Genomic DNA, 20,106 nt, shown 5'->3' with positions numbered 1-20,106 from the left:
ATTGGCGGGCGTGGCTGGCGCGGAATGCGCGTAAGGTTGGCTTAGACACCCGAATCCTACGCCGTATCAGCGCTCTATGCCACGCTCGCCAGCCTCAAACATTCGCTTCATGAATAATTGCGGCTAGTCGATCAGCAGCGTGCTGAAACATGCGCAAGTAATCACGTCGCCGTCGATCTCGCACGGCCTTCCATCCGCCAAAGCGCGCCGAGCTGAGGGATAGCGTATCGTCACGCGCTCTGGCGGCGGACCCGTCAAGGCGAGTTCGACTGTCGCGGTGCAATTTTCTCGACGGGCTCGGAGATCGATGACGCCGAAGGTTGTCGGCAGCTTTTGCAGCCTTATGCCTTCTGCCTCCCACCACTCGTCAGGAACGGCGCGGAACAGCTCGAGCGCGCCGCCATTTTCTTGGACCAACATCCTTCGAACGGCGGTAACGAACTCAGCGCCGACCCAGGTGTGGGGCATATCGCCGATATATTGCGGCGCCCGAGGCGGGCTCCACACGACTTCCGCCCAATGCCGCCAATTTCTGGGCCTCCGGCAATCGAGCGCGAGGGCGAGCAGACGAAAAGCGTCTTCGAATCTGCCCAGCGACACGTAAGCGTTGAGGTTGCGGATGACGTAGGGCGTGAAGCCGCCCTCGAAATCCGGCGCGCTGATTGACTTGATGCGAGCGGCGCTGAGGTCGTAGGTCGCTTGTAGGAGCTCGTGCGGAAGCACATCCTCGACGCGGCAGGGCTCGAAGGCGATCGATGTCGACGTCGGATCAATGTCGCCACGGTCGGCCGAGCCTGTGATGACTCCTTTGCCCAGGAGCTCCGCGGTCATGCGAAGAGAGCGAGTGAGATTTGTGGCGAACGCCTGTCCCCTTGCTTTGGCGCGCGCCGCAGTCTCCTGCTCGCCCGCTTCGTTCGCCAGATATTCGCAATTGCGCCAGGCGCTCAATGCGAAGTAATCGTCCCAATAGCTGTAAGTCGGCTCGCCATAGCCCTCATGACTGATCGAGCGCGGCAAGAGCCCGTGAAATCGGGATTCCGGCCCATGCCGCGCATTGGTGCGAGCGCAAAGCGCTTCAATGTAAAAGGTGGCTCGGACCACGGGTTCGATAATCGCGGCGAGGAAGTCGCGATCCTTGGATATCCGGTATGTTTCCGCCGCGATGCCGACGAATTCGCCCTGAGCGTCGAACTCGATTCCGCTTCCATAACCATGGTTGAGCGCGCCATCCTCATTGAGGATCGGCGGAACCAAGCCGTTCGCGCAAATTCGTTTCGAATACCAGAGGACGAAAGCTTTCGCTTCATCGATCAATCCAACCCAGAGCAAGGCGAGCGCCTGGGCGGAGCCGTCGCGTATCCATATGCGGTCGTAATTTCTCGGACCGGGCTTGAAAGCGAATCGTGTGGCATTCACGAGGATCAGCGCGGTTTGCGCTTCGACCGTCTCGGTAACCTCGCGATCGCCGACCGCAATCCTCCTGGGACCGATCCTTTTCCTCCAGCCATCGGCGACGCTTTCGCGGATGACGGAGAACGTTACGCTGGCGTCAGGCGCGACGCCTTCATAAAGAGGCGCGGCGACAATGACGGCGTCGCTCGCCCCAGGCGGCAGTGAAAAAGCAAACTCCAAGGCGGCGCTGAGAAGGCCCGACTCAGAGCGCAGGCTCCGGTCCGTCGCTTTCGCGCCGTTTTCGATGAGTCTTACGACGTCGCCGTCGTCGAATTCGGCGACGGTGACGACGTCCGGGTCGAGCGAAAAGGCGGCGTGGACGCGATCATTGACCAGCACGTTCCGGCCTTCGACGCAAATGGCGTCGATGAACGTGTGGCCGCCATGCTGCCAATAGGGATTGATCTGAACCGGCCGCACCGCCATCACGAGCGCGCCGTCGCGAGGCGCGCCGCTGCGGTTGACGATCCGATATTCGACCAGCGCCTGGCCGGCATGGGCGAGGGCGGTCGCCCGAACCTCAATGTCCTCCACGGACCAGATGACGCTCGGGATCGGCAGCGAGCCGCTTTCGAGAGAGCAGCGGATTTCTTCGCTCGCGGGCGCGCCGATGAGTTTTGCCCCAACGCGAAGCAGGTGCATGATTTGGGCCGAGCCGCGTCTTGGTTCGAGATTGCCATATTCGTCGAAAAGCGCTTCTTCTGTTTGCTCGAATTCTCCCAGCACGGTCCAATAGACTTGGCGTCCGAGCAGCGATTGCGGGTAGAGATCGCCGCGTCCGGCGCGCGCCGCTTGCTCCAATTGGCCGATCGGCATCCGATCCCTGTCGGGGATGCGGAGCTTGAGCTCGTTGACGATTGCGCCGTCAGGCGCGCTCGCCGCGTGAACGGTCAGTCGAATGTAGCGGCTGGCCTCGCAGGGCCACCAGAAACTGTCGCTCTGGCCTTCTCCGGTGGCGATACGGCCGAGCTCTCGAAACTCTTGGCCGTCCTCGGATAGATAGGCCGAGAAGTCCGTTCCATAGGTCTCTCCCCAGTCCACCAGCGTCCCTGCCACCGATCGGACATAGCCGAGATCGACGGTGATGCTTTCGCCCGCCGCGAGCCTGACCGGCGCGTGGCCGAGCGCGGCGATCCGGCCTTCCTCCAATGTCGAAACCGCGTCTGCGGGTGCGTACAGGTTGATTTCCACAATCTCAGGACCTGGCCGGCGATCCGGATTTTCGCAGCTCCAGCGCACGAAGCGGGCCTGTGTCGGCGGGAAGCCGAAAACCTCCTGTCCGCCCTCGCCATGTCGGGTGGCGCAAAGATTCGTCCAGGACTCGCCGTCCAGAGAGCCCGCGAATGCATATTCGCGCGGCGACCGATGACCCCAGTAGATTTCCAGTCCGCCGAGCGTCGCGACGACGCCGAGATCGATCTCGAGCCAGGGCTTTTCAGAGGAATCCGAGACCCAAATCGTGGCGTAGCGATCGTCGATCGCATGTCTTGGAACGTCGCTGCTGGCGCACGCCTTCCACATCGCTTTCCGCGGGACGTTCATGGCTCTCCTTTGGAAGGCTGCGGACTTCCGCGATGGTGCCTAGGCTTCGATATATAGTTGGTTCTTTCGGCCGCCGGGACGAGGCTCAGGCTCGGCGAGGATGCGTGAGTTCGATTGCGCGCCGACGCCACATCGCAAAACGAAAGGGTCGCCGACCGCATGGCAGACAGCTCGCAGACTATCAATCGCCGCCGCTTGCAAAGCGGATCCGGATTGACCGTTACAGCAAACGCCAATGGCTCAATTCGGCGCATGTCTCATCAAGAGGTCTTGGTCAATCTGTTCCTCGGCGATGACATCGAGGGCGGACCGGCGAACATTTTTCTGCGCCGACTGGATGGTCAGGGCGAGGCGATCGGCCTGCTCGCGCCGCTGACGCGCAAGACGGTGAAATTCGACAATCGCAGCATGACGCTTCTGGGCGAATGGCGGAATATCAGCTTTTCGCTGACGCTGCTTCTTTCCTCATCCGCCGCCGCATGGTTCTGGCGCCTCGCGCTGGAAAATCATGGCGACGCTCTGCAAACCTTCGATCTCATCTATGCGCAGGACCTGGCGCTCGCCGATTACGGCGCCGTGCGGTCGAACGAATATTATGTCAGCCAATATGTCGATCATTCGCCTCTGGTGCACCCGGAGCGGGGCGTGGTCGTCGCCTCCCGCCAGAACCAACATGCCGGCGGACGCAACCCTTGGTGCGTGATCGGCTCTCTGCGGCGTGGCGTCAATTTCGCCACCGACGCCTTGCAAGTTTACGGTCTCGCGACGCGCGCTGGCGAAATCCCTGCGGCCCTGACTCAAGGGCTAGCAGGCAAACGTCTCCAGCACGAGCATTCCCTTGCCGCCATCCAGGACGCGCCAATCTCATTGGAGCAAGGAGAACGAGCGGAATGCGGCTTCTTTGGCTGGCTGGAACCGGACCATCCGGCGGCGACGTCGCCCGCGGATTTGGCTTTCGTCGATCTGGCTCTGGCGCTTCCCGAAGCGAAATCCGATTGCTCCAACTGCGCTGGCGGACAAGACGCTTCGGTCCCGCCGAGCCTGTTCTGTTCCGCGCCGCTGCTCGACGCCATGGAGCTGAGTGAAGCCGAGATCGTCAATCTTTACGGCGATGACATACGGGAAGCGGAGCGCGAGGACAGCCGCCTTTTATCTTTCTTTACCGGCGAGCGCAGTCACGTCGCGCTCAACGCGAAAGAGCGCGCCGTGTTGCGGCCCCATGGACATATCCTGCGCACCGGGGGCGGTCTCATTCCCGACGAGGCGGCGATGACCTCGACCGTCTGGATGTCTGGCGTGTTCAATTCGATGCTGACTCAGGGTCACGTAAGCGTTAATCGGTTTCTCTCCACGACCCGCAGCTATCTCGGCCTATTCCGCTCGCATGGCCAGCGGTTGTTTGTCGACGCGGGCGATGGATGGCGCTTGCTCGACGAGCCCTCGGCCTTCGAAATGACGCCGGAAGCCTGCCGCTGGCATTACAAGCATGAGGCAGGACTGATCCGGGTCGAGAGCCGTGCGCTCAACGAGACCCATGAGTTGCGTCTCACCATCGAAGTCCTCTCGGGAGCGCCGCTGCGCTTTCTCCTGTCGAACCGCATCGCCCTCGACGGCGACGACGGCGTCGACGCGGCGCCGCCGCGCTATGAGCAGGACGGCGCAGGCGTGTTCGTTCGACCAAATGCGGACAGCGAGGTCGGAAGACGCTTTCCCCACGGCGGCTTCCGCATAGATCTATTGCCAGGCGCATCCCTCGAGAGGGTCGCTGGAGATGAAGCGCTCTTTACTGACGGCGTATCGCGGCGCGAGCCGTTCCTGTGCCTCATCGTCGCGCCTGCCAGCTCGATCTGCTTTCGTATCCAGGGCCGCCTGTTGCCGCCCGAGCCGGCGGCGGCCATGGAAACCGATCGCTATTGGCAAGGCATGTCGCTGGGGCTCCGCATCTTCGCGCCCGCCGACAGCCCTCTGGCTAAAGACGCGGCGCGGCTCAGCGAAATCCTTCCCTGGTTTGCGCAAAATGCGCTCGTCCATTACCTCGCGCCGCGTGGTCTCGAACAATTTACCGGCGGCGGCTGGGGCGCCCGCGATGTCGCCCAGGGACCCGCCGAAATGCTCCTCGCCCTTGGCCGTTTCGAACCGTTGCGCGACCTTCTGCTGCGTCTATTTCGTCAGCAGAACCCGGATGGCGATTGGCCGCAATGGTTCGGGGTCTTCGAGCGGGACAGGCGTAGCCGCGCCGAGGATTCCCACGGCGACATCGTGTTCTGGCCGCTGCTGGCGCTTGCGAAATATCTCTGCGCGTCCGGGGATCGGTCGATTCTCGATGAGGAGGCGCCCTTCTTCGACGAAGAAGACGCGGCGAGTGAGCGCGCGACGATCGAGCGGCATGTCGAGCGGGCGCTGTCCCTCATCGAACGCCGCGTTATTTGCGGGACTGATCTCGCCGCCTATGGTCACGGCGACTGGAATGACTCCTTGCAGCCCGCCGATGCGAGCATGCGCGAAAACCTTTGCAGCTCCTGGACGGTGACGCTGCACCATCAGACTTTTGTCGCGCTCGCTGACGCTTATGAGCGACTGGGCCTGATGGTCGAGGCGGAGCGTCTGCGTCGTCAGGCCGAACGCGTGCGAAGTGACTTCCAACGCCTCTTGATCATCGACGGCGTGCTTGCGGGCCTCGCCTTTTTTCATGAGACGGACGATGTCGAATATCTACTGCATCCGCGCGATACAACGACCGGCGTTTCCTATCGCCTGATTCCCATAATCCACGCGATTATCGCCGGCCTGTTCACGCCCGAGCAGGCGCGCGAGCATCTCGCGCTGATCGAGCGTCATCTGACGGCGCCCGATGGCGCACGACTGTTCGATCAGCCGATGCAATATCGCGGCGGCCTGCAAAAATATTTTCGGCGGGCGGAAAGCGCCGCCTTCTTTGGCCGCGAAATTGGCCTGATGTACATGCACGCTCATTTACGCTACGCCGAAGCGCTGTGGCGCTACGGCGACGCGGAGGGGTTCTTTCGCGCGCTTTGCCAAGCGAACCCGATTGGCGTGCGCAGTCTCGTTCCCTCGGCGGCGCTGCGTCAGGCGAATTGCTATTTCACCAGCTCCGACGCCGATTTCGACGACCGCTATGAAGCTCGCGATCAGTACAGCGGCGTGATGCGTGGGAACGTTCCGACGGAGGGCGGTTGGCGGGTCTATTCCAGCGGACCCGGCGTCGCCGTCCGCTTGATCCTGTGCTGCGTCCTCGGACTGACCCAGGAAAAGTCGGCGCTCGTCCTCGACCCGGCGATCCCGCCCAGTTTGGACGGGTTGCGGATCGAGGTCACGCTCTTTGGCCGTCGCTTCGAGGTGAGCTACAGGATCGCGCGCATCGGCTGCGGGCTGGTCGGCGTGAACCTCAACGGCGCCGATCTACCCTTCGAGCGTCGCGCCAACCCCTACCGCCTCGGCGCCGCCGAAATTCCGATAGAAGCGGCGCTGAGCCGGATTACGGAAGGCGTAAACCGCCTGTCATTGACAATTTGCTAGCTTGCGTTGCGCGCGTCGATTGCGCGAGCAGCGCGTCGGCGCGCGGCATGGGCGAGGATAAAGCAGGCGTAGCTCCAGGTAAGATTGTCGGCCGATGTCGGCAACCCGTCATATTGGCTGAATTGTTCGGCCAATTCGCGCGACGCCGGCGTAAAGCGGCGCACCGTCGCAAGGAACATATCGCCGCGGCGAAGCGCCGCCGTCGCCAGCCGTTCATGATGCTGTGCAGCAAGCGCGCCGATCGAGAGAGAGGCGGCGGGCGTCTGCAAAAGAGCGGCGAGCGGCGCGCGGCTTTCCTCATCGACGATGATTTCTTCCTTCTCGGCCGCGGCCTGCGCAAGAAGAAAGCAAAATTGCGCCACGCCCAGCGTCGAAAAGTAATAGGCGCCGCCGCTGAAATAGCTGTCGCCGGCATATCGGCCGATCGCCGGCGCGCAATTGGCGGGACGCGTGCGGTTTATTTGATATTCCGTTTCGAACAAGCGCTCGAGCGCGGCCAGCGTTGCGAGGGTCTTGGGATCGACGACGCTATGCAGACCCGCGCGTCGACCCGCGTGGATAGTCGCGAGGATGACGGCGATGTCGAGACGCCGTGGCGCGGACGCGTCCCGCCCAGCGTCCGTTTCGGTCAGACGGCCGCGATAGACGCCATCCTCTGGATCGAAATGTCGATCGAGCTCGGCGAGAAGCGCGCTTGCGGCAGCGGCGCAGCCCGCCGCGCGCGTCGTATCGCCCTGCGCGGCCAAGAATTTGGCGCCTTCGTCGAGCGCCGCCTGCTGGACGAGACGCGTGTGGTAATGGAAGCCAATGCATTCCTCCCACAGATCGCAACAAGTCAGTCGCCAATGCGAAAGCGTATAGTCGAGATCATAGCGCAAGAGCGCCAGGGCGGTTTCTCCCGCCCGCGCTCTAAAGGCGTCTAGGGAGAGAAAGCGCATCACCGCAAGCGCGCGCAACGCAGGGCCGTCATTTTGGGGCCGGCCCCACTTCATTACGTCGAGACTTCCGTCAGCGTTGTAGCGCGCTTCGCCCAATGTCTTGTCGCCGGAGATGTCGGCGATCTCGGCGCGCGCCCGCACATGCTCAAGAAAGGACGGCTCGACCGTTTCGGGATAGCCGCCGCGCTGCAGGAACGACGGGCCGTCCAGCCGACAAAGCTTCAGGCTAAAATCGACGAAGTCGACAAGATGCCGGACTTCGGAGGGCTCGAACGTTTCATCTTCGATGGCTTCGCGCAGCGCGTCGGCGGCGATCGCGGAGTCGCGCAGCCAATGAAAGAAATAGTCGGGCTTCGGATCATACGCCGCCATTTCGGGCGAGGCGACGATCGATCCGCGCGCGGGGCGTACTGTCTGCCCCAATGCGGGTCGACGCTTTACCAAGTTCGTCGCGGAGACCGCACGCAACATCGCCTTCGCGCAGAAAGAATGCTGCTCCCTCGTCCATTCCAAGAGTCCATTCAACTCCTGGTTCATCTCCGCCTCCTTGACCGGCCATTCTTGCTGCGCATCTCGCGGTATCGTTTCGGCCTCTTCGGCTTGAGCGCGTATGGAAGCGACTTGTCGTGCGTCTCAAATGGCGCCGTGACCGCGGCTTCGTTCAATTGGCCCGACTCAGCATAAAAATGAAACGCGCACCCCTATTCGGCTACGCTTGTCGCTTTCGCCAATGAGGCGTTCGAAGACTGGCGCCCTAGGTGGTCAGGCGTCTTGAGACGTTGACCGCCACGCTCCAACGCGAGTTCGACCACTTGAGTATAAAATGCGCTCTTTTCGCGTTCGCTGCCGATCGAAAGAAGCGCTGCTCCGGCGAGTTCCTGCTCAAAAATCTCCATGACTTCCGTGCGCAAAGGCACCGGAAGCGTCTCGATCGCCGTGTCGGCGACGACGCTAGCGGGCCTTTGTAACAGCAGTCGCCCGAAGGCGATGGCCTGCTGCTCGGGATCGGTAAGATCCCTGTCCCAATGCGACTCGAGATCGAGAGATTCAAAGAGATAAGAAAGTCCTACACGAGAAAGCGCAGCTTGGTATTCGGCATCGGAGAACGTTTCCGGCTTTGAGGGATAAGCGAGAACTTCGCGCAATGATCCTTCAGGGATATAAGGCCGCTTCGCCAGAAACATTGTTGTCGTCGGCAGTTCGATCCTGCCGCTGCCCCAAGGCCACAATCCCGCAATTGCGCGAAATAGACTCGTTTTGCCTGAACGGACCCCGCCCACGATAAGGACACGCTCGCCCGGCGCAACTTTTACGTGGGACTCGCTCAAAATTATCCAGCCCGCAGGAGACAGTATTTTCAGATTTTCGAGCAGGATCTCGCTGGTCTCGATCGTCGACAGCTTGACGCGCTCATCGCCTGTTCCGACTGTGTCCATTTGCAGCAGCGCCAAACGAAAAGCGCCGACGCGCAACAGCGTCGCCCGCCAATCTGCGATTGGGCCAGTGTTGTCGACGAACCATCGCAGAGACGTTTGGACCTGTGTGAAGGCTCCAGCAGCCATCAGCATGCCGCCGAAGGTAAGATCGCCGCCGAAGTAAGCGGGAGAGGCCACGATTAGAGGAGCGATGATCGTGAACCAGCCATAACCCGCGGTCATCCAAGTAAGCCGGGTCGTGGCGGCGACGAGTTTCTTCAGGACTGCGAGAAGGCGGTCGAGTTCGCCATCCAGGCGCGCCCGCTCTTCGCGCTCGCCGCGGTAAACGGCAATGCCTTCACAATGCACGGAAGTGTGGACCAACGCGAAGCGAAGTTCGGCCTCACGCGCGTAGCGCGTCGCATTTAAATCAATGAGCGGTCTTCCGACACGCCACGTCGCGAAAGAAGCGATGGCGGCGTAAAGAAGGGCGGCCCACACCATATAGCCGGGTATCGCGAAACTCCGTTCGCCCAAATGGAAGGTGACGCCAGTCGATAGACTCCACAAAACTCCTATGAAGCTTGCGACCAGGAGGGAGGCCTGGAAGAGTCCGATGCCGAGATCCGTTGAAAGCTCCGCCAGATGATGGGCGTCCTCGTGAATTCGTTGGTCTGGGTTCTCGCCAAGTTCGCTGGCGCCGGCGAGGAGAAAAGCGCGCCTTGGCACTAGCCATTGCTCGAAGAGATCGCGCGTCAAACCTTCTCGCAATTTCATTCTCAGAGTCTGATTTAGCCAAGTCTGTGAGACATTCAGGATCAACAAGGAGCCGGCAATTACTCCATAAATGACGAGCTGATTGAGGAAGGTCGACAAATCCTTCCGCTCGATCGCGTCATAAAATGGCTGATTCCAGGCATTGAGCTTGACCTGTGCATAGGCGGTCACGCCGATAACCCCGACAAGACCAACGACGAGAGAGGTTAACGCCGAGCGCTGGTGGGAAAGTCGCAGCAGACTCGCCATCGTCTTCAATAAGGAAATGAATCCATTGTTCGCGCTTGGCGCGCGCGGGTCCGAAGTCGTGTTGGTCATGTCTCGTCCGCTCACTCGAAGCCGGCGCGCTCAAACGCTATCCGGAAGCGTCCATCTTGCCTAAGCCTCCACCTCAAGAGCAACAGCTAATCCGTCCGCTGGCGTGTTGCGCCTCGCGAGTCCTGAAGCGCCGAACACGAATGTCGCGCCCTTGTGAAGGTCGCGCTATTGGCTGCGCGCGGGATCGCGCGGCCACAAGCGGCGTTCGAGCGGAACAAAGGTTCCAAGGAGACGTTGGCGTCAATGTGCGGCGACGATAACGCGGTCGCCAGTTTTCAGCTCGCCGCCCACGACTTCCGAGTATTTGCCGTCGTTCAGTCCGAGCGTCACAAGCACTGGCGCCGGCTTTCCGTCGCGCAGGATCCACAACAGGCTTTCCCCCGCGCCAGGCGAAGGCGCCGCAACGCCTTTCGGCAGAAATCCGAGCGCAGCATCGGGGATGCGCAGCACGTCGTCGCGTCGCGCCGTAATGATTTGGATCGATGCCGCCATGCCAGGCTTGAGCGCCAGTTGCGAACTGTCGGTTCGAAGCAACGCCTCGTAGGTCGCCGCATATTGCATCGTTTGCTTCAACCGGACCTCGACGACTGTCGATTCGAAGGAACGATCGGGGAGACGATCCAATGTCAGCGTCGCTTTGTCGCCGGGCTTGATCTCGCCCGCATCCCGCTCGGCGACGCGAGCGACGACCTTCATTCGCGCCATGTCGCCAACGATTGTGAAGAGGGCGGGCGCTTCCGCTATCGGGGCGACGATTTGTCCGAGCGCAATGTGGCGAGAGATAATGGTTCCTGGCGCGGGCGCAATGATATCGACGCTGGCGAGGTCGGTTTGCGCGGCATTCAAGGAAGCTTGATTTTGCGTGATGGCGGCTTCGTCGAGGGCAATTTTCGCATTCGCGGAATCATACGCCAGCTTGTGATCGCTAAGTTCGTCACTCGAAACGCGACGCCGACCCCGCCGCCGTCGATCTCTCTCCAAAACGAGCTTGGCTTTTGAGAGGGCGACACGATCCTCTTGTAATCGCGCCTGCGCTATCGCGACTTCAGCCTTTGCGCGCGCCACCGCTTCTTCGAATCTTGTCGGATCAACTCGGGCGCATGTCTGGCCTTTTTTGACTTGCATGTCGACGTCGCAATAAATGGCGTCGATGGCGCCCGAAACGCTCGGAGTCACGAGAAAGGTTTCAGCCGCCTCCACGAAACCTCTCGCCTTCACGGTTCGAACGACCGAGCCACGATCAATGGCTTCAGTGACATATCCGCCCGGCGCCGTCGCCCGCTCCATGAGCCAATAAGTTCCGGCCGCGAGGCCGGCGATGGCGATCGCGGCCGCCAGCGCCGACTGAAATTCAGGGGCAATTCGGCGCCCGGCGAAGGCGAGCTCAACGCGAGCGAGATGCCGAGCCTGCCTGGTAGAACGATACTCCAGGAGACGGTACGCGGCGAGCTTCGCGGCGCTCGCCCCAAAGAAGGTGATCAGCGTATAGCCCCAAACCATCAGCGCAAGCGGCCAGCCCGTCGGCGCCATGAACCAGCCATAGACGACGGTCAGCGTGCCCAGAACCTGGGTAGTCTCACAGGGAAGGACGAGCTTCCAGCTCGGCCAGGGCCGCTCCCAGATCGGTCCTTTGTTGCGGGTGAGATAGATGGTCATGTGGCCCGAGACGAGCAGCTTCAGGAAGATCAATGGCTGCACGACCGACGGCGGCAACGCGAGATAGTCGCGCACGATCCAATAGAGGCCGAAGCTTTCCAATACGCCATAGACGCCCAGAACCGAAGCAATGGTCAGGACGCGGGTCATGTCCCAACGCACTGGCTTTGCCGCGAAAGGCGCATTGTCAAAGGCGATCATCATGATCGGGATGTCGTTGAGCAGCGCGAGCAACACGACCATGATCGCCGTGACGGGGTAAAAGTTGAAAATCAATATGCTCGCGGTCATGAACAATAGGACGCGCATGGTTTCCGCGATGCGATAGATCGCATAGCTCGTCATGCGCTCGAAGATGCGGCGCGCCTCCTCGATCGCGGTGGTGATGACCGAGAGGCCCGGCGCCGTCAGCACGAGATCAGCCGCCGCGCGCGCGGCGTCAGTCGCGCCGCTAACGGCAATGCCGACATCGGCCTGTTTCAGCGCCGGCGCGTCATTGACGCCGTCGCCGGTCATGCCGACGATGCGCCCGGCTTTCTGCAGAGCGTCGACGATCTCGAACTTATGCTCGGGAAAGACCCGCGCGAAGCCGTCTGCGGCAAGTATGGCTGCGAGCTTATCTGTGCCCGCGTCGTCTCCGAAAACCTTCTCGGCTACCACGATATTTTGACCGAGCCCGAGCTTGCCGGCGATCTCCTTGGCGATGGCCTCATGGTCGCCCGTCACCATCTTGATGTCGACGCCCATCGCGCGCGCCGCCGCGATCGTCTCAGCCGAGTCGTCACGCGGTGGGTCGAAGAGCGACAGCAATCCCAAGAAGCGCCACTGGCCGCCAGAATCTGTCTGCGCCACGCCCAAAGTGCGGAAACCCTTGGCCGCATCAGCCTCGACCTGCGCCGCGGCCAAGCGTCGCCCTTCGGCATCGAGCTTACAGAGATCGAAGATGACCTGTGGCGCGCCCTTGGCCACTTTGAGCGTCGCGCCACCGCGCTCAACCTCAGCCTCGGTTCGCTTCGCCACGGGATCGAAAGGATGGAAGGCGCGTACCTTATAGTCGGATGGAGCTCCGGACAGCGCCGTGGCGGTCGCCGCGGCAGAGAGGATCGCCGCGTCAATAGCGTCGGGAGCCTCTCGTTGCGACGCGAGCGTCGCCGCCAGCATCAACTCATCTTTATTGGCGTTTGGCGCGAGCCATGGGTCGCCAAGCTTGAGCTCGTTCTTCGTAAGCGTGCCGGTCTTGTCCGAGCACAGGATGTTCATGCCGGCCATTTCCTCGATGGAGACCAGCCGAGACACGATCGCTTTCATTTTGGCCAACCGCTCCGCGCCGACCGCCATGGTGACGGAGAGAACCGCGGGCAGCGCGACGGGGATCGAGGCCACTGTCAGAATGAGGACGAATGCGATGGTCTGGATTAGCGGATCGTGGCGAAATAGCGCGACGATTCCGATGAGCGCGACGAGGCCGATTGTTATCAAAATCAGGAAATTGCCAATCCGCAGCACGGCCCGCTGGAAATGCGAAACGGTCTTGGCCTGTTCGACAAGTCGGGCCGTGTGGCCGAAATAGGTGTTCATGCCCGTGGCGGTGACGAGCGCCGTCATCTCGCCCATCCTCGCAATCGAACCTGAGTAGGCGACGTCTCCCGCCTTCTTGTCGACAGGCAACGACTCGCCGGTCAGCGCGGACTGGTCGACGCTCAGATAGGCTCCGGACAGAAGCTTCACGTCGGCGGGGATAATGTTGCCGAGCTTAATTTCGACGAGATCGCCCGGGACCAGCCGCGCTGCGGAAATATCTTTCCATTCGCCGTCGCGGCGCACGCGCGCCTTCAACGCGAGGCGCTGCTTCAGCAGGGCGATAGCGTTGTCTGCTTTGTATTCCTGCCAGAAGCCGACCCCGGCGTTGACCAGCAGCATAATGACGATGACGGCGAAATCCGCCCAGTGCCGCACAATGCCTGAGAGCACGGCCGCCGCTTCAATCATCCAGGGAATTGGCCCCCAGAAGAATCCGGCAAGCCGCTCGAACGCTCCGATCCTCTGTTCGACGAGGGCGTTTTCTCCGTATTCCGCGAGCCGCCGCGTCGCTTCCGCTTCCGTCAGTCCCGTCGCCGCGTCGGGCGCAGACGTGTCAGTCTCGACGTCGGCGACAGTGGTCGATTGGCGGTTCAATTCGAGAGTCGGGGGGAGTGGACTTATTTGAGGCATTTCATTTCAGTCCGATCCTGTAGGAGTCTCGGTTGGAGGGTTATTTTGAATTGGGCGTCAAGCGAACATGGTTTCCTTCTCAAGGGCAGTTTCAACAATTTGATGTCTTCATTAGTGCTGCGTTCAGCGCCAGCCCGGATTGGTCCGCGCCCTAAAAAGCGATCCTCCGTGAAGCATGGATTTTGAGCCTTTGCGGAGGATTTGAGATGGGCAGGAAATGGCGCTAGCCCGAAGAAATTGTCGCGAAGCTTCTTCGGGCGCACGTGCTGACGACGCTGGGGCGTCGGTTACGGAAGCGATCCGACCGATAGGCGCGAGGGAGGTTGCCTATTGCCGGTGACGCGGGGAATAGGATGGGTTGAAGAGCGACCAGGTCAAGCGACCGACTCAAACCTGTCCCGACGTCGCCTCAACGAGTCGCCGCAGTTCAACGCCTGCGGCACAAAACTTACGCGCATCAACCGCGCTCCCATTGCTGACGCCGTGATCGCTCACATTGTCATCGCTGAGATGTTGGGCGGGATGGCGCCGTTGCTGCGGCGCTGATCTTCTCGCCGCGATCGGCGCTGTCGCGGAACCGCCCTATCCGGTGACGTTAGGATGGCCCAGGCGGCAATGGCTGCGGGTTAAGCGCATTGACCACCGCCTGCAACAATTCGTGAGCGCGAGGCGGCAGCGGCTGAGGATTAAGGGCGACTGCGTCAATAACCGACCGCAGGATGGTTTGAATGCGCTTGTCGCCGATGCGTCCTGTCAGTTCACGAATTTCTTTTAAAATGGCGACATCTGAGCTGCAATCGTTCGGGCTTGTCATTTGTGAACGCTCCACCGGCTCGGATCATCGTCAAGTTCCGTCCTTAGAAAGCTGTCGTCAAGATAGACAGCCGGCGACGTTCAATTGGTCAATATCCTTTGCGCGACGCTTGCGTCAGTTCGCGCCGCCGTCCCACGCCGATTTGTGAGTCAGACACATATGCCTCAGGTTCAGGTTCCCGACGAAAGGGATGCTCCGCATCCGCCGGGAATCGAGTCCGTCAAGAATCAAGAAGGCGTGGCTGTACAAGCGCTGCGCGCGAGCCAGCCCCTGTACCGCAAATCGACGCTTGGCGGCCGCGCTGCGCAGCTCGTCGACGCTGCGCCAGATTCACTTCTCTCCTGATCGAGTCATAGCGCCAAAACCGCCAGGCTAGAGGTTGTTTCCGGCAAGCGGCGCATCCGGGAGTTGTGGCGTCTTTGTCACAATGTCCGAAAATCGACGCGACAGAACCAGGAAGTATTCCAGAAACAGTAGGGAAAATTGGAATCTGATGGTTCAGTTCACCGTCCGAGAAGTTGGCGAATAGTAACTTTTCGTCGGCTACCCATAACGCTTTAGTAAAGCGTGCAGCTGGGGGGTGAATTGGATGTCGAGTAAAGATATTGCTCGCCCGTGGCACAGTATTCACCCTGCCTCCAAAGCAATACGTCTATCTCGCCAAGCGTTGTTCGGCACAAGCGCCTTAACCGGCGCCCTTGCGGGAAGCGTCGCGACCGGACTCGTGCTGGCCACAGGATTGCTCGCGCCGACGCCAGCGAACGCCTTCGTTTGCGGCTCGGCCTCTACCGGCACTCCAGGGTTGATCGGCGATGGCGCCGGAGCGACCGACAACAGCTCCGCCACGGCCACCGCCTGTGGCCAGAACGCTAACGCCAACGGAATAGACGCCACGGCGATGGGGGCGAACGCCATCGCCAACGGCGACTTCGCCACAGGGACCGGGCAGAACGCCAACGCCAACGGCTCGAACGCCACGGCGACGGGGCGAGGCAGCCTCGCTGACGGCAGTTTCGCCACCGCGACCGGGAACGACAGCAAAGCCAACGGCGACTTCGCCACCGCGACCGGGCAGAACGCTCAAGCAAACGGCGACTTCGCCACCGCGACAGGCCAGTTCAGCCAAGCCAATGGCGCCAACGCCACCGCGACGGGCTTGAGCAGCTTCGCCAATGGCGCCAACGCCACCGCGACGGGCACCAACGCCAACGCCACCGGGCAATTCGCCACCGCGACGGGTCAGAACGCCAACGCGAAGGGCGCCAACGCCACCGCGACGGGCCAGAATAGCTTCGCCAACGGCGACTTCGCCACAGCGACCGGGCAGAACGCCAACGCCAACGGCTCGAACGCCACGGCGACGGGGCGAGGCAGCCTCGCTGACGGCAGTTTCGCCACCGCGACCGGGAACGACAGCAAAGCCAACGGCGATTTCGCCACCACCGACCGGGCAGAACGCTCAAGCCAACGGCGCCCAGGCCACCGCGACAGGCCAGTTCAGCCGAGCCACCGGCGACTTCGCCACCGCGACGGGCGTGAGCAGCTTCGCCAACGGAGAAAACGCCACCGCGACAGGAGCTCTCAGTATCTCGGAGGGCGCCAACGCCACCGCGACGGGTGAGTTCAGCGTCGCCAATGGCGCGAGCGCCACCGCCACGGGTCAGGACAGCTTCGCCAACGGCGACTTCGCTACGGCGACGGGGCAGAACGCTCAAGCCAACGGCGCCCAGGCCACCGCGACAGGCCAGTTCAGCCGAGCCAACGGCTCCGCCGCCACCGCGACGGGCGTGAGCAGCTTCGCCAACGGCAAATTCGCCACTGCGACTGGCGGAGGCAGCCTCGCCAATGGCCAATTCGCTTCGGCGGCGGGCGCGAGCAGCTTCGCCAACGGCGCCAACGCCACCGCGACGGGTGAGTTCAGCGTCGCCAATGGCGCGAGCGCCACCGCGACGGGGCAGCGCGCCAACGCTAGCGGCGAGAACGCCACCGCCGTCGGCCAAGGCTCGGTGGCGACGGGCGCCACAGCTTCAGCCTTCGGTCAAAACGCCAACGCCGCGGGCGTCGGCGCGACGGCGCTCGGCCAAAACGCGCAAGCAACCGCCGATAATTCCACCGCCATCGGCGCGGGCGCGAATACGGCGGGATTTGCCAACGCAACCGCGGTCGGCGCGGGCGCAGTCAATACTGCCGCCAATCAGACGATGCTCGGCGGAGTCGCGACCACCTATACGGCGCCGGGAATTACCTCGGCGGCGAGTCGCGCCGCGCAGAGCGGTCCGACAAGTTTCGTCACAACCGACGCAAATGGAAACCTCGCGACATCCGATTACAGTCCCGGCTCTGTCGCCAATCTATCGGGCGCGGTTAACAATCTCGGATTGAATGTCGCGGGGATTTGGCAGAGCGTCGGCAATCTGCAGAAGTCGGTCCGCCGCGGCTATGAAGGATCGGCGGTGGCGATCGCCAGCACCGCGCCGACAATTTCGCGAGACGCCAGATTCGGCGTCTCGGCGAAATGGGGCAATTTCCGTGGGCAGAACGCTTTAGGCGCGATGGCGCAAGTTCGCGTGAACCCGAATATCGTCCTCAATGGAAGTCTGGCCGTCGGCATGCGCTATGGGGGCGTCGGCGGCGGCGTCGGCGGTCTCTTAGAGTGGTGATTGCGTCTCCGTTCGCAATGGTTGTGCGGCCGAGAAGGACTTGGCTTATTTGCAGGGCGCGTGACGAGGCGCCGCTCAGCAAAACGCCGATCGATGGGGGCAGGAATGAAAGACCTCTTGTTCGAAAATGGCTGTTTGCGACTCGGCCCCACCGGTTTTTTCACGCTGGAGCGCGGCTTCGCGGCAATCGCCTTGAGCCTGTTCTTGGCGGGCGCCGGCCCGATGGGTTTCGCGCGCGCCGAACAGCCGGCGAAGGCTGCGCCCATTGAACGCTCCGGCGTGCTGATCCTGGTGCGCTCGTCCCTGCTTGCGCTCGATCACGCGAACAAGACCGGCGTTTACACTGTTCTGCGCGATCTCGGTTCGCCGCAGTTTCAAACCAACACAGCTGCGCGTCTTTCTGAAATTTTCGCCGGCCAACGGCGCGACAAATTCGACTTGTCCGCCGTCGCCGCGATTGACCCGCAGCTAACCTCGCCGCCTCAAATCGATGCGAACGGCATGTTGCGTCTGGTAGGTTTCTTCCCTGCGGGCCCTCAGCAGCTTAACTTCGATCTGGCGTTTGCTCCGGTGGACGGGCAGTGGCGATTGTTCGGGATTTCTGCGGGTCTTGGTCAGTCAACAACGCCCGCAAAAAAACCGCCGCCGAAACCCCGCTCAGTCCCCAAGAAGCAAGAAGCGGAATAGAGCGCGCCGAAGAGACGAACATGCTTCCGGATTCAGAACTGCATTCGATGAATGTGATGTTTGCGACGCCTTGCTATATTTCAGCGGTGAGCATGAACTATGTGACGAGCATTTTCGATCTGACTTGGCATAGCGCGCGGTTTGGATTGAAGTGCATTTTGCACATGCATTCGGAAAGTCTCATCACGCGCGGCCGCAATAAGATGGTGATGAAATTTCTGTCCGACGAATCGCTCACGCATCTGTTCTGGATCGATTCGGATATTGCGTTCACGCCGCAGTCCGTATGCCGCCTGCTGCTCGCAGACCGCGACATCGCGGCAGGCGTTTATCCGATGAAGAGCTTCAACTGGCCCAAAGAAGGCCTGCCCGCCGGCACAACGCGCGAAGAGTTCGAAAAGCGCTACACCGATTATCCTTTTAATCCGATCGGCCATGGCTCGAAGCGGGTGAGCGAATTCGCCGACAGCGACGGTTTTGTCGAAGTGGCGGAGGCGCCGACGGGCTTCATGTGCGTCAAACGGCATGTGTTCTACGACATGATGGAACGCTATCCGCATCTGCGCTACACGCCGGACGGGCCGCCGAATAATCCCCAAGCGCATCTGCATTGGCGCTTCTACGATTGCATGATCGATCCCGACTCCGGCCGTTATCTTTCGGAGGACTTCGCCTTCTGCCGTCTGTGGCGCGACATGGGCGGCAAGGTGTGGGTCGACCTTGAATGCAAGCTGACGCATCTCGGTCAGCACAACTATCCAGGAGACCTCGCCGAAAGTCTGCGGCGGCAGGGCCGCTGGTGACTGCGTTTTAGTTCCCGCCCCGCATGTCGGCGGGAATTCATGAGATGCGAAGCTGCGGTCTGTCCATTTCCATCAAAGACGGGTCGGACGCTCCCTATCCGGCCTTGTCGAGCAGCTTCCAGATTTCTTTCAGAACATCCGGCGAGCCGGCGTCGTTTTCCGATTTGGGCGTCGCCAACCCCGGCAGCGCCATGATCAGGATTTTGTTCTTTGTAAACATGTCCGAGGAGAACTAACCGAGGCCAATCAGCTTGATCGCTCGCCCAAGCACTTGGCGAAAAGACATGTTCTTCAGCGTGTCGGCCTTCTCGCGCGACGCGCCGCGGTGCGAAACGCTCGCGATTCCCCTCGTGGCGATCAGCTTTGACGCTGTTCCGGCGTAAAATCGATATCGGCCATATTCTTCACTTATGTCATCAATCGCTTGCTCGATGAAACCCCGAGCGGTCTTGTAGAGCGCCAAACCGAACATCTCATCAATGCCCGAGCGCAATGTTCGCGCTAATTCTTCCGGGGGACCGAGATCCACGAGGGAAAGCCCTAATGACGATCTGGCGTCAGAAAGGTCTAACGTGATCCTCGTGCGATCGAAGATGACGCGCTCCATCGACCTGCGCAGCTCAGGCGATTGCGCTACTTGAGTAACGTCAAGCACGACGTCGACGACGTCGAGCGTCTGACTGTATAAATAAAGATGCATAAAAACAAAAGCGTAAAATAGATCGCTACTATCTTTAGACAAATTTTCGATGTCGAACCGCCTCGCAAGAAAAGCAAAATAGGGATCGTGCTGATTATTTTTGATGATGGTGCGGATCGAGTTGAAAAACGTGGCGTTGTCGTAAACCATTTGCTCCGTGTATGAACACCATTGATGAAAGAGATTGCGGTATACGAGGATGTGAATGCCGCCAAAGGAATGCTTGAGCGCGCGTATGCGACCAAGCGTCCTTGTGTCGGAAAGGAGAGGGCGCTTTCCAAGGCGCTGGGCGTGCGCAATGAGACTGGAGACATAGCGTTCCTCGCTATTCGCCAGTCTTCCGGTCAACCCGCCAACCGGGACAAAGCTCGCCATTCCCATGCTGAAATCATAGCTCTCGACGCCGCCTTCTTCGCGGATCAAGGGAATGAATTCCGAAAAGTATGACAGGCCGGGAGGATGTTTCGAAGGCCAGTCCTCGGATCCTTCCTTTGCGGCCTGCTCTCGTGTGACGACGGCGAGCCTTTCGTTGAAAATTTCATACAACGCGAGGATTCCGTCGACTGTCTTGAAACAGCTCCATAGCCACGTGCTAG

At 61.1% G+C, this 20,106-nt stretch carries 12 protein-coding genes; 5 read left to right on the top strand and 7 right to left on the bottom strand.

Annotated features, from left to right (window positions below):
- Positions 1-123: 123 nt before the first annotated feature.
- Positions 124-2,994: a discoidin domain-containing protein gene (locus AB7I51_RS14860; RefSeq protein ID WP_428405630.1), complete on the bottom strand. Its 2,871-nt coding sequence runs from the start codon at positions 2,992-2,994 to the stop codon at positions 124-126.
- 159 nt (positions 2,995-3,153) lie between these two features.
- On the opposite strand from AB7I51_RS14860, the gene AB7I51_RS14855 reads away from it, so the two are divergent.
- Positions 3,154-6,531 carry a GH36-type glycosyl hydrolase domain-containing protein gene (locus AB7I51_RS14855; protein WP_428405216.1) on the top strand — a complete coding sequence of 1,126 codons (3,378 nt, stop codon included), beginning with the start codon at positions 3,154-3,156 and terminating at the stop codon, positions 6,529-6,531.
- Here the strand turns inward: AB7I51_RS14855 and AB7I51_RS14850 are convergent.
- The 4 genes from AB7I51_RS14850 to AB7I51_RS14835 all read right to left on the bottom strand — a co-directional run bounded on the left by AB7I51_RS14850 (position 6,528) and on the right by AB7I51_RS14835 (position 14,660).
- A complete protein-coding gene (locus tag AB7I51_RS14850; RefSeq protein ID WP_428405215.1) occupies positions 6,528-8,006 on the bottom strand; it encodes a glycoside hydrolase family 15 protein in 1,479 nt (492 codons plus the stop codon). The genes AB7I51_RS14855 and AB7I51_RS14850 overlap by 4 nt on opposite strands.
- Before the next feature lie 164 nt (positions 8,007-8,170).
- The gene (locus AB7I51_RS14845) at positions 8,171-9,979 is read right to left on the bottom strand and encodes an ABC transporter ATP-binding protein/permease (protein ID WP_428405214.1); all 1,809 of its coding nucleotides are present in this window, start codon (positions 9,977-9,979) and stop codon (positions 8,171-8,173) included.
- A gap of 240 nt (positions 9,980-10,219) precedes the next feature.
- Complete coding sequence (locus tag AB7I51_RS14840; protein WP_428405213.1) at positions 10,220-13,810, bottom strand: plasma-membrane proton-efflux P-type ATPase; 3,591 nt, start codon at positions 13,808-13,810, stop codon at positions 10,220-10,222.
- Between the two features lie 631 nt (positions 13,811-14,441).
- On the bottom strand, positions 14,442-14,660 hold the full coding sequence (locus AB7I51_RS14835) for a hypothetical protein (RefSeq protein WP_428405212.1): 219 nt from the start codon (positions 14,658-14,660) through the stop codon (positions 14,442-14,444).
- A 667-nt stretch (positions 14,661-15,327) separates the two neighbouring features.
- On the opposite strand from AB7I51_RS14835, the gene AB7I51_RS14830 reads away from it, so the two are divergent.
- The 4 genes from AB7I51_RS14830 to AB7I51_RS14815 all read left to right on the top strand — a co-directional run bounded on the left by AB7I51_RS14830 (position 15,328) and on the right by AB7I51_RS14815 (position 18,810).
- A complete protein-coding gene (locus tag AB7I51_RS14830; protein WP_428405211.1) occupies positions 15,328-16,281 on the top strand; it encodes a hypothetical protein in 954 nt (317 codons plus the stop codon).
- The gene (locus AB7I51_RS14825) at positions 16,196-17,320 is read left to right on the top strand and encodes a hypothetical protein (RefSeq protein WP_428405210.1); all 1,125 of its coding nucleotides are present in this window, start codon (positions 16,196-16,198) and stop codon (positions 17,318-17,320) included. Before AB7I51_RS14830 ends, AB7I51_RS14825 begins: the two co-directional genes overlap by 86 nt.
- Before the next feature lie 279 nt (positions 17,321-17,599).
- On the top strand, positions 17,600-18,007 hold the full coding sequence (locus AB7I51_RS14820) for a hypothetical protein (RefSeq protein WP_428406311.1): 408 nt from the start codon (positions 17,600-17,602) through the stop codon (positions 18,005-18,007).
- Between the two features lie 20 nt (positions 18,008-18,027).
- Positions 18,028-18,810, top strand: a complete 783-nt coding sequence (locus tag AB7I51_RS14815) for a hypothetical protein (protein ID WP_428405208.1) — start codon at positions 18,028-18,030, stop codon at positions 18,808-18,810.
- Positions 18,811-18,904: 94 nt separating this feature from the next.
- Here the strand turns inward: AB7I51_RS14815 and AB7I51_RS14810 are convergent, their stop codons facing one another.
- Both AB7I51_RS14810 and AB7I51_RS14805 read right to left on the bottom strand, forming a co-directional pair.
- Positions 18,905-19,030 carry a hypothetical protein gene (locus AB7I51_RS14810; RefSeq protein WP_428405207.1) on the bottom strand — a complete coding sequence of 42 codons (126 nt, stop codon included), beginning with the start codon at positions 19,028-19,030 and terminating at the stop codon, positions 18,905-18,907.
- A 12-nt stretch (positions 19,031-19,042) separates the two neighbouring features.
- A complete protein-coding gene (locus tag AB7I51_RS14805; RefSeq protein WP_428405206.1) occupies positions 19,043-20,056 on the bottom strand; it encodes a hypothetical protein in 1,014 nt (337 codons plus the stop codon).
- Positions 20,057-20,106: the final 50 nt, after the last annotated feature.

Source organism: Methylocystis sp., from assembly GCF_050246715.1.
Taxonomy (GTDB): Bacteria; Pseudomonadota; Alphaproteobacteria; order Rhizobiales; family Beijerinckiaceae; genus Methylocystis.
Note: the sequence above shows the minus strand (reverse complement) of the source record. Positions and strands in the feature narration are given on the sequence as shown.